Annotated in this window: 10 protein-coding genes and 3 tRNA genes; 10 read left to right on the top strand and 3 right to left on the bottom strand. The window is 71.7% G+C overall.

Annotation, left to right across the window (positions count from 1 at the left end; translation table 11 throughout):
• Positions 1-98: 98 nt before the first annotated feature.
• Positions 99-758, bottom strand: a complete 660-nt coding sequence (locus C8250_RS43630; RefSeq protein ID WP_244809273.1) for a hypothetical protein — start codon at positions 756-758, stop codon at positions 99-101.
• A gap of 188 nt (positions 759-946) precedes the next feature.
• On the opposite strand from C8250_RS43630, the gene C8250_RS21885 reads away from it, so the two are divergent.
• The 4 genes from C8250_RS21885 (at position 947) to C8250_RS21870 (ending at position 1,990) form a co-directional block, all read left to right on the top strand.
• Positions 947-1,037, top strand: a tRNA-Ser gene (locus C8250_RS21885).
• 202 nt (positions 1,038-1,239) lie between these two features.
• A tRNA-Arg gene (locus C8250_RS21880) sits at positions 1,240-1,312 on the top strand.
• Between the two features lie 131 nt (positions 1,313-1,443).
• Positions 1,444-1,517 (top strand) — tRNA-Met (locus C8250_RS21875).
• Between the two features lie 101 nt (positions 1,518-1,618).
• A complete protein-coding gene (locus C8250_RS21870) occupies positions 1,619-1,990 on the top strand; it encodes an MmcQ/YjbR family DNA-binding protein (protein ID WP_187144939.1) in 372 nt (123 codons plus the stop codon).
• 52 nt (positions 1,991-2,042) lie between these two features.
• Here C8250_RS21870 and C8250_RS21865 read toward each other — a convergent pair whose 3' ends face one another.
• Together C8250_RS21865 and C8250_RS21860 are read right to left on the bottom strand one after the other, a co-directional pair.
• Positions 2,043-2,918: an MEDS domain-containing protein gene (locus C8250_RS21865; RefSeq protein ID WP_138356288.1), complete on the bottom strand. Its 876-nt coding sequence runs from the start codon at positions 2,916-2,918 to the stop codon at positions 2,043-2,045.
• A gap of 241 nt (positions 2,919-3,159) precedes the next feature.
• The gene (locus C8250_RS21860; protein ID WP_138356287.1) at positions 3,160-4,053 is read right to left on the bottom strand and encodes an LLM class F420-dependent oxidoreductase; all 894 of its coding nucleotides are present in this window, start codon (positions 4,051-4,053) and stop codon (positions 3,160-3,162) included.
• A 172-nt stretch (positions 4,054-4,225) separates the two neighbouring features.
• Between C8250_RS21860 and C8250_RS21855 the strand changes: the two genes are divergently transcribed.
• From C8250_RS21855 to C8250_RS21830, 6 genes are all read left to right on the top strand, one after another.
• Positions 4,226-4,969, top strand: coding sequence for a response regulator transcription factor (locus C8250_RS21855; protein ID WP_138356286.1), 744 nt, complete (start codon positions 4,226-4,228; stop codon positions 4,967-4,969).
• The gene (locus C8250_RS21850) at positions 4,966-6,564 is read left to right on the top strand and encodes a HAMP domain-containing sensor histidine kinase (protein WP_244809271.1); all 1,599 of its coding nucleotides are present in this window, start codon (positions 4,966-4,968) and stop codon (positions 6,562-6,564) included. The genes C8250_RS21855 and C8250_RS21850 overlap by 4 nt, the downstream gene beginning before the upstream one ends.
• A 25-nt stretch (positions 6,565-6,589) precedes the next feature.
• A complete protein-coding gene (locus C8250_RS21845) occupies positions 6,590-7,897 on the top strand; it encodes a bifunctional glycosyltransferase family 2/GtrA family protein (RefSeq protein WP_138356285.1) in 1,308 nt (435 codons plus the stop codon).
• Positions 7,894-10,140 carry a glycosyltransferase family 39 protein gene (locus C8250_RS21840; RefSeq protein WP_138356284.1) on the top strand — a complete coding sequence of 749 codons (2,247 nt, stop codon included), beginning with the start codon at positions 7,894-7,896 and terminating at the stop codon, positions 10,138-10,140. Before C8250_RS21845 ends, C8250_RS21840 begins: the two co-directional genes overlap by 4 nt.
• A 182-nt stretch (positions 10,141-10,322) precedes the next feature.
• Entirely contained in the window at positions 10,323-11,723 is a 1,401-nt protein-coding gene (locus C8250_RS21835; RefSeq protein WP_138356283.1) for an MFS transporter, read from the top strand.
• A 61-nt stretch (positions 11,724-11,784) separates the two neighbouring features.
• Positions 11,785-12,537 carry a TetR/AcrR family transcriptional regulator gene (locus tag C8250_RS21830; RefSeq protein WP_138356282.1) on the top strand — a complete coding sequence of 251 codons (753 nt, stop codon included), beginning with the start codon at positions 11,785-11,787 and terminating at the stop codon, positions 12,535-12,537.

Here is a 12,537-nt window from a genome sequence, read left to right as displayed (position 1 = left end):
TGCAGCGGTTGGCCGAGCGGCCGCGGATGCCCATGTACCCCTGTGGGATTCGGTGTTCGAGCGTGTGCGGTGCGAGATCGTCCCTGGTGTGGCGTGCGTCACGCACCCCCGGTGGCGGCGGGCAGAACCGGTGCCATCCGGTTCCACCGGGCGACCTCGCAGCCGTTGGCCCGGCTGTACTTCTCCGTGACGGCCGCTCCGTGCCAGGTCCCTGTGACCTGCGCGGTCTGCGATCCGCCGTAGATCATCGAGCACATCTGCCCGGCCGGAACGGGACCCACGGGACCGCCCAGCCGCTCCAGCTGATCGCAGGAGTCCGTCACGGACCTGGCCGGCCCGATCGGAGCGGGCAGCGTGGAAGGGGCGGGAAGAGGAGCGGGGAGCGTGGAAGGGGCGAGGGGCTCCGGTGCGGCCACCGGTCCGCCGGAGGTCGCGGGCCCGGCCGGCGTGTCCTGGTCGGGTCCGCAGTCCAGCCTGGTCGTGGTGACCTTCCCCGTTCCGTCGTCGACGGTGATGGTCAGCTGGTTGTTCTCCGGGGGAGACGGGGGCGCGAGGAGTGCGGAAGCGGCGGGCGCGAAGGGCGTCGCGCCGGCGTCGGTCGCCAGGAGCAGCGGCAGCCCGGCGGCGAGCACGACACCGAGGACGGCGGCGAGCGGCAGCCGCGCTCCCGGTAGGCGGCGGGCCGCGGGACGGGGCACGAGGTGGGGCACGGGGCGGGAGAGGGGACGGTCGAGGGGGCCGGGGCCGTTGAGTCGCATGCCCCAGTCCCTACCGTCCCGCGCGCCGCTTTCCCCGCAACCCACCCGAACGTGGGCGAGCCACCGCTGGAGGGCGCGCATCCTCTTTGCCCTGCACGCCGACGGGCTTGTACCCTGGTCTGCGATTGGTGACAGCCTGCCGGGCTGTGCCATCATCTGCACACGCCCTCGCTCGCGCGGGTGTGTCTGGAGGCTTCGCCTAGTCTGGTCTATGGCGCCGCACTGCTAATGCGGTTTGGGACTTCAATCCCATCCGGGGTTCAAATCCCCGAGCCTCCGCTCGTTTCCGGAGCCCCGGTCGTCCCAGGACGACCGGGGCTCCGTTGCGTGTCCCGGGCTCCTGAAGTCCCTCGCCGGTACCTCGTCAGAAGCTGTTTTCGCAGCTCAGGTGGGGTGCGGGCAATGGATTTCACCTGAAGCCGCAGGTCATGTAATGTTGTTCCCGCAACGCCAACCGGTGAGAAAACGCCGGAAAGCACAAGCACTCGTAGCTCAACGGATAGAGCATCTGACTACGGATCAGAAGGTTGCAGGTTCGAATCCTGCCGAGTGCACTCAGGTCAGGGCCCCCGAGGAGATCGTCTGAGGGGGTCCTGGTTTGCTTTTCGGAGCAATCCGGAAAAACCGCGTCGAGCGGGACTGGTAGTTGAGGGTCCCGCGGATGGCGTAGTGTTCGGTTCAACGGCGCGGGGTGGAGCAGCTCGGTAGCTCGCTGGGCTCATAACCCAGAGGTCGCAGGTTCAAATCCTGTCCCCGCTACTACGACCAGAGGCCCGACACGAAAGTGTCGGGCCTCTGGTGTTTCCCGTCCTGTGTTCCGTCCCATGGGTCTGTCGTGGGCAGGCGCTAGTGTCGGCCGGATGGTGGCGATGACTGCGCGGGGGCTGAAGGCGGCGTGTCTGGCGATGCCGGGCGCCGAGGAGGAGTTCCCGTTTCCGCGGAACCCGGATCTGTCGGTGTTCAAGGTGGCCGGGAAGATCTTCGCGTTGAGCGTGCTGGAGGCCCAACCGCTCAAAGTGAGCCTCAAATGCGATCCGGAGATCGCCGAACAGCTGCGGGCGGAGTACCCGGCGGTCATTCCCGGCTACCACCTCAACAAGCGGCACTGGAACACCGTGACGGTCGACGGGTCGCTGCCGGTCCGGATGGTGCGGGAGATGATCGAGGACTCCTACGACCTGGTGGTGGCGTCGCTGCCGCGCGCCGTCCGGCTCACCTACGACTCGCGCTGAACCGGTACCGTCCCGACCACCGTCCCACCCACCAGAACGCCCACCGGCCCGGCTACCAGCCCGCCTCGACGTAGAGCGTCAGTTGGCGGACCTCGCCCGCGCCGCACAGCCGCAGTACGCGGGCATGGGTGGCCGGGCAGTGGACGGCGAGCCTGGCGGTGGGGGGCAGGCCCGCGGCGAGCCGGATGAGGGTGGTGGCGCAGTGGGCGTCGATGAACGACAGCGCCGTCAGGTCGACGAGGCGCGGCGGCGGGCCCGGCCCGCCCAGCGACCGGCGCAGCTCCGTGTCGAACTGCTCCCGGGTGGCGAGGTCGGCGTTTCCCGCGAGGTGCAGGATGGTGCCGGTCCTGGTGATGTGCAGGGCGTCGAGGGACTGCAGGACCTCGGTGGGGTGGGAGGCGCCGACCCGGCACATCAGCTCGGGCGGGAACAGTCGGCGGTCGTACTCGCAGATCGCGGTGAAGCCGATGTCGGCGAAGAGCGGGGTGAGCCCCGTCTCGTAGTCGATGAGCTCCTCGTGGTCGACGCCGGGCTCCAGTGCCCAGGCCATGTCGCCGACGGCGCGCAGCCCGCTGAAGCCCATGACGTTCGCGTTCTCGGTGAAGTCGAGCCAGGTCGCGGCACGGCTCTCGGCGTCGAATCCGCGCTCCGGGTCGTAGCCGGGGGTCTCGTTGATGACGAGCAGCCGCTCGTCGCGCAGGGCCTGGGCGGCGGGGACGCCGTGGTCGGCGAGGCGGGCGGCCGCCTTCCCCGGGGTGGTGCCGGGGTCGACGAAGAGGATCACCCGCTCACCGCGGAGCAGGCCGGCCTCGGTGAAGGCGGCCCGGACCGCCCAGCGGGCCCGGTGGCTGTCGAAGCCCAGACAGGCGTGATCTCCGGAGGCCATGCGGTCGACGGAGACGGTGTAAGGGACGGCGCCACTGTCCATGCGGCGAACGTACCTCCGTTTGTCGCGGGGTGGAGGTGCGGCGATCGGTTTCGTACGAAGACGACATGATGCGTTTGCGTGGGTGCTGACAACTGCCGTTATTTGTCGCAAATATGACGATTGATCACATAGTGGACAAACAAGGGCAGTTGATCAACTCGGCAACCCCACAGCATCAGTTGATCAACACCGCTGAACACTCCGTCAGTTGTGGAGCGCGGTGCGCCGAACGCCGTCCGGGTCAGGCCAACACCTCGGCCAGGCGCCGCCATTCGGCACACGGCAGCACGGATCGGTCCTGGCCGGTGACGATTTGCAGGGCCACATGGTCAGCACCGGCCGCGTGGAAGGACTCGATCCGCCGCCGGATGCGGTCCTCGTCGCCCCAGGCGAAGACGGTGTCGATCAGCCGGTCGCTGCCGCCACCGGTGAAGTCCGGCTCCTCGAAGCCGAGTCGGAGGAAACTGTTGGTGTAGTTCGGCATCGCCAGATAGACGGCGAGATACCCGCGGGCGATCTCGCGGGCGACGGCCGGGTCCGTCTCCAGCACGACCTTCAACTCGGGTGCCAGCAAGGGGCCGTAGCCCAGCAGCGAGCGGGCCTGTTCGGTGTGTTCCGGCGTGACGAGATACGGGTGCGCGCCGCCCGCCCGGTCGCGGGACAGCTCCAGCATCTTCGGGCCCAGCGCGGCCAGCACGCGCCGCCCGGCCGGCACCGGCGCGGGCGCGGCGTCCAGCGCGTCCAGATAGGCCACCATCGCCGAGTACGGGCGCCGGTAGCGGTCGGCGATCTGTGCGTGGCTCACCCCGAGGCCGAGCAGGAAACGGTCCGGGTGGGCGGCCTCCACCGCCGCCGTGCTCGCGGCGACCGCGGCCGCCTCGTGCTCCCAGATGCTGAGGATCCCGGTGGCGACCGCGATCCGCGGTGTCGCGTCGAGCACCCGCGCCGCGTGCTCGACGGAGCTGCTGCCGCCCAGCCAGATCGCGCCGAAGCCCAGTTCGTCCAGCTCGGCCGCCGCCTCGGCGATCTCGCCGCGCAGCGCCGGATCGTCCGAGCGCAGCCCGGCGTTCCAGATGCCGTAGCGGCCGACGGACTCCCTGGCGGCCGTGCCGCCGCCGCTGTCGTTGCTCCCCATGTTCCCGGCTCCCTGGTTCTCGGTGCGTGCAGGTGGCAACCCGGTGATCGACTCCCGTATTCCGGCCCCCGGCGGACCCCCGCCCAACCCTCACAGGCCCCACGGGCCGTTTCTCAGGAGATTCACAGGTAGCCGAAAGAATGCTCTCAGGGCCCCCTCCCAGGCTGGTCCCATGCCTTCCTTCCCCGCTGCGGCCTCCGCCGACCTGTCCCGTCCCGACGGGTCCCCGGTGCGTGTCCTCGTCGTCGACGACGAGGCCGCTCTCTCCGACCTGCTGTCCATGGCCCTGCGCTACGAGGGCTGGGAGGTCCGTACCGCGGCCGACGGCGCCGGCGCGCTGCGCGCCGCCCGTGACGCCCGGCCCGACGCCGTCGTCCTCGACGTGATGCTGCCCGACATGGACGGCCTGGAGGTGCTCGCCCGGCTGCGCCGTGACGCCCCTGATGTGCCGGTGCTCTTCCTCACCGCCAAGGACGCCGTCGAGGACCGGATCGCCGGACTGACGGCGGGCGGCGACGACTACGTGACGAAGCCGTTCAGCCTGGAGGAGGTCGTCGCCCGGCTGCGCGGGCTGATGCGCCGCTCGGGCGCCGCCGCGGCACGGAGCGAATCCATGCTGGTCGTCGGTGATCTCGTACTGAACGAGGACAGCCACGAGGTGTACCGCGGCGACGACTCGATCCACCTCACCGCCACCGAGTTCGAGCTGCTGCGCTTCCTGATGCGCAACCCGCGCCGGGTGCTCAGCAAGGCGCAGATCCTCGACCGGGTCTGGTCCTACGACTTCGGCGGCCAGGCCAACGTGGTGGAGCTCTACATCTCCTACCTGCGGCGGAAGATCGACGCGGGACGTGCCCCGATGATCCACACCCGGCGGGGGGCGGGGTATCTGATCAAGCCGGGCGAGACGGCGTGAAGGCCCCGCGCCGGCGGCGCTGGTCGCTGCCCAGCCGCCCGTGGTCGCTCCGGCGCCGGCTCGTCGTGTCGTCCGTCGCGCTGGTCGCCGTCGTGTGCGCGGTGATCGGCACGGTCACCGCGATCGCCCTGCACACCTATCTGTACGGGCAGCTCGACACCCAGCTCGCCGCCGTCGCGCACCGCGCCGAGGGCCCGCCGCCCGGTTCGAATCCGTTGCCGCACCTGCGGTCCGGCAACGAGCTGGGGTTCGTCATCGGCGGCGGCCAGCCGCTCGGCACGATCGGCGCCAAGGTCAGCGACGGGAAGATCACCGACAGCGCGCTCAGCGCTCAGACGGAGAACAGCGAGGCCGGGCCGCAGGTGACGCCCGAGACCCTCGACGCCGCGCAGACCGCGGCGCTGGGCAGCCTGCCGCTGGACGGCGCCGCGCACAGCATCGACGTCCCCGGCCTGGGTACCTACCGCATGCAGTCGGTCACGACGCAGAACGGCACGTACCTCGTCGGCATCCGGGCCTCCGGCGCGCAGGACACCCTCAACACCCTCGTCTGGGTGGAGGTGTGCGTGACCGCCGCCGGTCTCGCGGCGGCCGGGCTCGCCGGCACCGCCCTGATCCGTATCTCCCTCCAGCCGCTGCGCCGGGTCGCCGCGACCGCCTCCCGGGTGTCGGAACTGACGCTGCACCGGGGCGAGGTGGCGCTCCACGAGCGGGTGCCGGAGGCGGACACCGATCCGCGCACCGAGGTGGGGCAGGTCGGCGCGTCCCTCAACCGGCTGCTCGGGCACGTCGGTTCCGCGCTGCACTCCCGGCAGGAGAGCGAGATGCGGGTCCGCCGCTTCGTCGCCGACGCCAGCCATGAACTGCGGACGCCGCTCGCCTCGATCCGCGGCTACGCGGAGCTGACCCGGCGTGGCCGGGAGGACGTCGGCCCCGACACCCGGCACGCGCTGGGCCGTATCGAGTCCGAGGCCGGACGGATGACGTCGCTGGTCGAGGATCTGCTGATGCTCGCCCGGCTGGACGCGGGGCGGCCGCTGAGCCTCGCCGGGACGGATCTGTCACCGCTCGTCGTGGACGCGGTCAGCGACGCGCGGGCGGCCGGGCCCGACCACGTGTGGCGGCTGGACCTGCCCGACGAGCCGGCCACCGTGCACGGAGACGCCGACCGGCTGCAGCAGGTGCTGGCGAACCTGCTGGGCAACGCCCGCACCCACACCCCGCCGGGCACGACCGTGACCGCGCGCGTCACCGGTGACCGGCACCACGGGGTGCTGCTCCAGGTGGTGGACGACGGTCCGGGCATCCCGCCCGACCTCACGCCGTACATCTTCGAACGGTTCGCACGCGGCGACGCGTCACGCGCCCGGGGTGCCGGATCGGGCTCCACGGGCCTCGGGCTGGCGATCGTGTACGCGGTCGTCGCGGCGCACGGCGGCCGCGTGTGGGTCGAGAGCGCCCCCGGCCGCACCGCGTTCACCGTCCAACTCCCGTCACCTGTACGCCAGATGACGGCACACGACGTGCGGACGGACGAACTGCCGGACGCGCGGCCGGACTCACAGCCGGGACTCAGGTTCACCACAAGGTCGTGACAGCGCGGCGGTGGAGCGTCGGGGTATGCGAACTCACCTCGGCACTCTGCCGTCCCGGCAGCACCTGCCGGTCGCACACAGCGACCCGGTGCTCGACGTCGTGATCCCCGTCCACAACGAGGAGAACGACCTGGAGCCCTGTGTCAGGCGGTTGCACGCGCACCTGGCAAACACCTTCCCCTACCCCTTCCGGATCACCATCGCGGACAACGCGAGCACCGACCTCACGGAGGCCGTCGCGAAGAGCCTCGCGACGGAGATCCCCGAGGTCGAGTCCTTCCGGCTCGACCGGAAGGGGCGCGGGCGGGCCCTGCGGGCCGTCTGGACGGAGTCCGAGGCGCCGGTGCTCGCCTACATGGATGTCGATCTGTCGACGGACCTGAACGCGCTGCTGCCGCTGGTCGCCCCGCTGATCTCCGGCCACTCCGACCTGGCGATCGGCTCCCGGCTGGCCCGCAGCTCCCGCGTCGTGCGCGGCGCCAAGCGCGAGTTCATCTCCCGCACCTACAACCTGATCCTGCGCGGCTCGCTCGCCGCCCGCTTCTCCGACGCGCAGTGCGGCTTCAAGGCGATCCGCAAGGACGTCGCCGAGCGGCTGCTGCCGATGGTCGAGGACACCGGCTGGTTCTTCGACACCGAGATGCTGGTGCTCGCGGAGCGCGCCGGACTGCGGATCCACGAGGTGCCGGTCGACTGGGTCGACGACCCCGACAGCACCGTGGACATCGTCCGCACGGCCGCCGACGACCTCAAAGGGGTCTGGCGCGTGGGCCGGGCGCTCGCCACCGGGGCGCTCGCGCTCGACCGGCTGCGCCGGCCGTTCGGCGACGATCCGCGCGACCGCGAACTGGGCGGTGTGCCACCGGGCCTCGCCCGCCAGCTGGTCGGCTTCTGCGTCGTCGGGGCGCTGAGCACCCTGGTCTATCTGGTGCTGTACTCGGGCTTCCGGCTCGGGCTCGGCTCACAGCCCGCCAACGCGGCGGCGCTGCTGGTCTCCGCGATCGGCAACACCGCCGCCAACCGCCGGCTCACCTTCGGCGTCCGCGGCCGGGAGCAGGCCGTCCGCCATCAGGCGCAGGGCCTGGTCGTCTTCGCGATCGGCCTCGCCCTGACCAGCGGCTCGCTGGCCGCCCTGCAGACGGCGAACACCCGTCCTTCGCACGGCACGGAGCTCGCCGTCCTCATCGCCGCCAACCTCGCGGCGACGGTGCTGCGCTTCCTGCTCTTCCGCGCCTGGGTCTTCCCGTCCGGAGCGGCCCCGTCCGACGCCACCCCCACCCCCACCCCCACTCCCACCTACGACTACGACTCCGATCCGAGGAGCGCACGATGACCGTGCCGTACAGCACCCCGGCCGGTCCGCCGCCGGAGCCCGCCGACCTGCCCGGTCCGGTGACCCGGACCCCGGTGCCCGAGCACGCCCCGCCGCCCGGCGGGCACCGGGCGGCCGCACCGTCCGCCCTGTCCTCCCCGTCCGGCCCCCGCGGCTTCGCGGCGCGCGTCTGGCGGGGACGGGCCGAGGACGCCCGCTGGGTGCGTCCCGCGTTCCTGGCGCTGCTGGCGGTGACCGCCGCGCTGTACCTGTGGGACCTGAGCGCGTCCGGATACGCCAACTCCTTCTACTCCGCTGCCGTCCAGGCGGGCAGCGAGAGCTGGAAGGCGCTCTTCTTCGGCTCGTCCGACGCGGCGAACTCGATCACCGTCGACAAGCCCCCGGCCTCGCTCTGGCCGATGGAGATCGCCGTCCGGATCTTCGGCCTCAACTCGTGGTCGATCCTGGTCCCCGAGGCGCTGATGGGCGTCGCGACGGTGGGCGTGCTCTACGCCGCCGTCCGCCGCCGCTTCGGCCCGGCCGCCGGACTGATCGCGGGCGCCGTCCTGGCGGTCACCCCGGTCGCCGCGCTGATGTTCCGCTTCAACAACCCGGACGCGATGCTCGCGCTCCTGATGACGGCCGCTGCCTACTGCGTGCTGCGCGCCCTCGAAGGCGCCCGGACGAAGTGGCTGGTCTGGGCCGGTGTCGCTTTCGGTCTCGCCTTCCTGACCAAGACGCTGCAGGCCTTCCTCATCCTTCCGCCGCTCGCGGTCGTCTACGCGGTCGTCGCGCCGACGGCCTTCCGCAGGCGCGTCGGCCAACTGGCCCTGGCAGGGCTCGCCCTGCTGGTCTCCGGCGGCTGGTGGGTGGCGATCGTCGAGCTGTGGCCCGCGTCGTCCCGCCCGTACATCGGCGGTTCGCAGGACAACAGCTTCCTGTCGCTGACCTTCGGCTACAACGGCTTCGGCCGGATCACCGGCAACGAGACGGGCAGCGTCGGCGGCGGGGGAGCGGGCGGCGGCCAGGGCGGTGGCCAGTGGGGAGCCACCGGCATCACCCGGCTCTTCGACGGTGACATGGGCGGTCAGATCGCCTGGCTGCTGCCGGCCGCGTTCGTCCTGATCGCCGCGGGGCTGTGGCTGACCCGGCGGGCGCCGCGCACCGACGCCCGGCGCGCCGCGTTCCTCGTCTGGGGCGGCTCGCTGCTGATGACCTTCGGGGTCTTCAGCTTCATGTCGGGCATCTTCCACCAGTACTACAACATCGCCCTGGCGCCCGACATCGCCGCCCTCGTCGGCATGGGCGCGACGCTGCTCTGGGAGAAGCGCACGCACCTCGCGGCGGCGGCCACGCTCGCCGCGACGTCGGCGGGCACCGGGTACTGGGCGTACGTCCTGCTGGGCCGGGCGACCGACTGGCACCCGTGGCTGCGCTGGACGGTACTGGCGGGCGGGCTGCTGGCGGCGGCCGGACTGCTGCTCGCCGTACGGCTCGGCCGGCGGTTCGCGGCCGCCGTGGCGGGTCTCGGTATCGCGGCGGCGCTCGCGGCACCGTTCGCGTACACCCTGAACACCGTCGACACCGGTCACAGCGGCTCGATCGTGACGGCGGGCCCCGCCGTCCAGGGCGGCAGGGGCGGTCCCGGCGGGATGCGCGGCGGCGCTCCCGGCGGCATGCCGGGGCAGGCGGGCCAGAACGGCCAGGCCCTGCCCGGCGGCGGCGGGCAGCCGCCGACGGTTCCGGGCGGCGGCCAGAACGGCCGGCCCGGCCAGCAGGGTCAGCAGGGTCAGCCCGGCCAGGGCGCGCAGGGCTTCCCACGCGGCGGTACGGCCGGTGGCGGTACCGGCGACGGCGGCACGGCCGGTGGTCGCGGTGGCGGCGGGATGGGCGGGCTGCTCGGCGGCGCCACCGTCAGCTCCGCGATGAAGACGCTCATGGAGCAGAACGCCTCGGACTACACCTGGGTCGCGGCGGCCATCGGTTCGCAGAACTCCGCCAGCTACCAACTGGCCACCGGCGACCCGGTCATGGCGATCGGCGGCTTCAACGGCAGCGACCCGTCACCGACGCTCGCGCAGTTCAAGCAGTACGTGGCCGAGGGGAAGATCCACTACTTCATCTCCTCCTCCGGCGGAATGGGCGGTGGCATGGGCGGCCAGGGCACGTCCTCGGCGATCACCACCTGGGTCACCTCCGCGTTCACCGCGAAGACGGTCGGCAGCACGACGGTCTACGACCTGACGAGCCCCGCGAAGAGCTGACGCAGGGCGTTCGGGAGAGCGATCGAGAGGACGCCCGAGAGGACGATCGAGAGGGGTAGGGCGGTATCCGCAGGCATCGTGACCTGCGGGTACCGCCCTTTCCGTGAAATCTCTTGTACACCGTACAGGGACAGCTGTACGGCGTACAACGTATTGCCCCGTACACCGTATAAGGAGTCCGCTTGCCAGCCACGGCAACCACCGCCATCCCGCGAGCGGCCAAGGAACGCCACCCCCAGCGCTGGCTGATCCTCGGCGTCATCTGTCTCGCCCAGCTCACCGTGCTGCTCGACAACACGGTCCTGAACGTCGCGATCCCGTCCCTCGGCACCGAGTTGGGCGCGACCACCTCCGACATCCAGTGGATGATCAACGCCTATGCGCTCGTCCAGTCCGGCCTGCTGCTCACCGCGGGCAGCGCCGCCGACCGCTACGGCCGCAAGCGGATGCTGCTCGTCGGTCTGGCGCTCTTCGGCGCCGGCTCGTGCAGCGCCGCCTTCGCGCACTCCGCCGGGCAGCTCATCGCGGCCCGCGCGGGCATGGGCATCGGCGGCGCGCTGCTGATGACCACCACCCTGGCCGTCGTCGTCCAGATCTTCGACGACGAGGAACGGCCCAAGGCGATCGGCCTGTGGGGCGCGATCAGTTCGCTCGGCTTCGTCGCGGGACCCCTCATCGGCGGGGTCATCCTCGATCACTTCTGGTGGGGTGCGATCTTCCTGGTCAACATCCCCGTCGCACTGCTCGGCGGCGCCGCCGTGGCACGGCTCGTCCCCGAGTCGAAGAACCCGTCGGGCGACCGCCCCGACCTCCTCGGCGCGCTGCTCTCCATGGTGGGGATGACCGGCATCGTCTACGCGATCATCTCCGGTCCCGGGCACGGCTGGACCTCGGCCGACGTCCTGCTCCCGGCCGTCGCCGGCTGCGCCGGGCTCGCCGCGTTCGTCCGCTGGGAGCTGCACACCCCGCACCCCATGCTCGACATGACCTTCTTCCGCGACCGCCGCTTCGTGGGCGCCGTCGCGGGCGGCATCCTCGTCTCGTTCGGCATGGCGGGGTCGCTCTTCCTGCTCACCCAGCAGCTGCAGTTCGTGCTCGGGTACACGCCGTTGGAGGCGGGGCTGCGCACCGCGCCGCTCGCGCTGAGCATCGTCGTACTGAACCTCGCGGGCATCGGCGCCCGGCTGCTGGCGAAGGCCGGCACCCCGGTCGCCATCCTCGCCGGGATGTCGATGCTCGCCGCCGGCCTGGCCGCCGTGGCGCTGCTCGGCGGCCACGGCTATCCGGGGATGTGCGCGGGTCTGGTCCTGATGGGCGCCGGTATCGCCTTCGCGATGCCCGCCATGGCCAACGCGATCATGAGTGCCATCCCGGTGGAGCGGGCCGGTATCGGCGCGGGCGTCAACGGAACGCTCACCGAGTTCGGCAACGGGCTCGGCGTCGCCGTCCTCGGTGCCGTCCTGGCCTCCTCCTTCGCGGCGGGCTCGCTGCCGGCCGCCCTGATCGGCGCCGCCGCCGTACTGCTCGGCGGTCTCCTCGCGGCACTCCTGCTGCGCAGGGCCGAGCGTTCGGAAGCGGCATAGCATCGGGGGCGGGCAGCCCTCAGGCCCGACGACCCGGAACACCCGAAGGGAACCGCCCGCCATGGCCGAGGACAGCCGCGCGACCACGCCCGGTGCCAGCGTGTGGCTGCACGAACGTCCGGCGGCCAAGCGCCGCAGCGAGCAGCCGGCCGGACTGGACCGCGACAGGATCGTCGCGACCGCCGTCCGGCTGCTCGACACGGACGGTCTCGCCAAGTTCTCGATGCGCAAGCTCGCCGCCGAGCTGGGCGTGACCGCGATGTCCGTCTACTGGTACGTCGACAGCAAGGACGACCTGCTGGAGCGCGTCCTGGACGCGGTCCACGGCGAGATCGCGCTGCCGGCCGAGGAGCCGGACGCCGACTGGCGCGACGAGGTACGCCAACTCGCCGTCGGCTACCGCGCGATGCTGGTGCGCCATTCCTGGACGGCGCACCTGATCGGCGAATACCTCAACATCGGTCCGTTCGCGATGGACTTCGCGAACCTCTCGATGCGCGCCCTGGCCCGTTCCGGCCTGGCGGCCGAGCAGATGACCGGCGCGCTCGGCTGCGTCTTCCAGTTCGTCTACGGCTACGGCACCGTCGAGGGCCCGTGGGGCGGACGGTTCCGGGCCAGCGGCCAGGACGAGGACGACTTCTACGCCGACTGGGCCGGCACCGTCGCGGACCGTCCCGGCTTCGAGGAGTCGCTCGATCTGCTCAAACACCGCACCGTGTCCGTCGCCGAGCAGCGCGAGCGGGATTTCACCTTCGGGCTGGAGTGCGTGATCGCCGGTATCGAGACGATGCGCGACCGGCACCTGCGGACCTGA

This window comes from Streptomyces sp. So13.3 (genome assembly GCF_005860785.2).
GTDB classification, from domain to species: Bacteria; Actinomycetota; Actinomycetes; order Streptomycetales; family Streptomycetaceae; genus Actinacidiphila; species Actinacidiphila fildesensis.
This window is presented reverse-complemented; position numbering and strand designations above follow the sequence as displayed.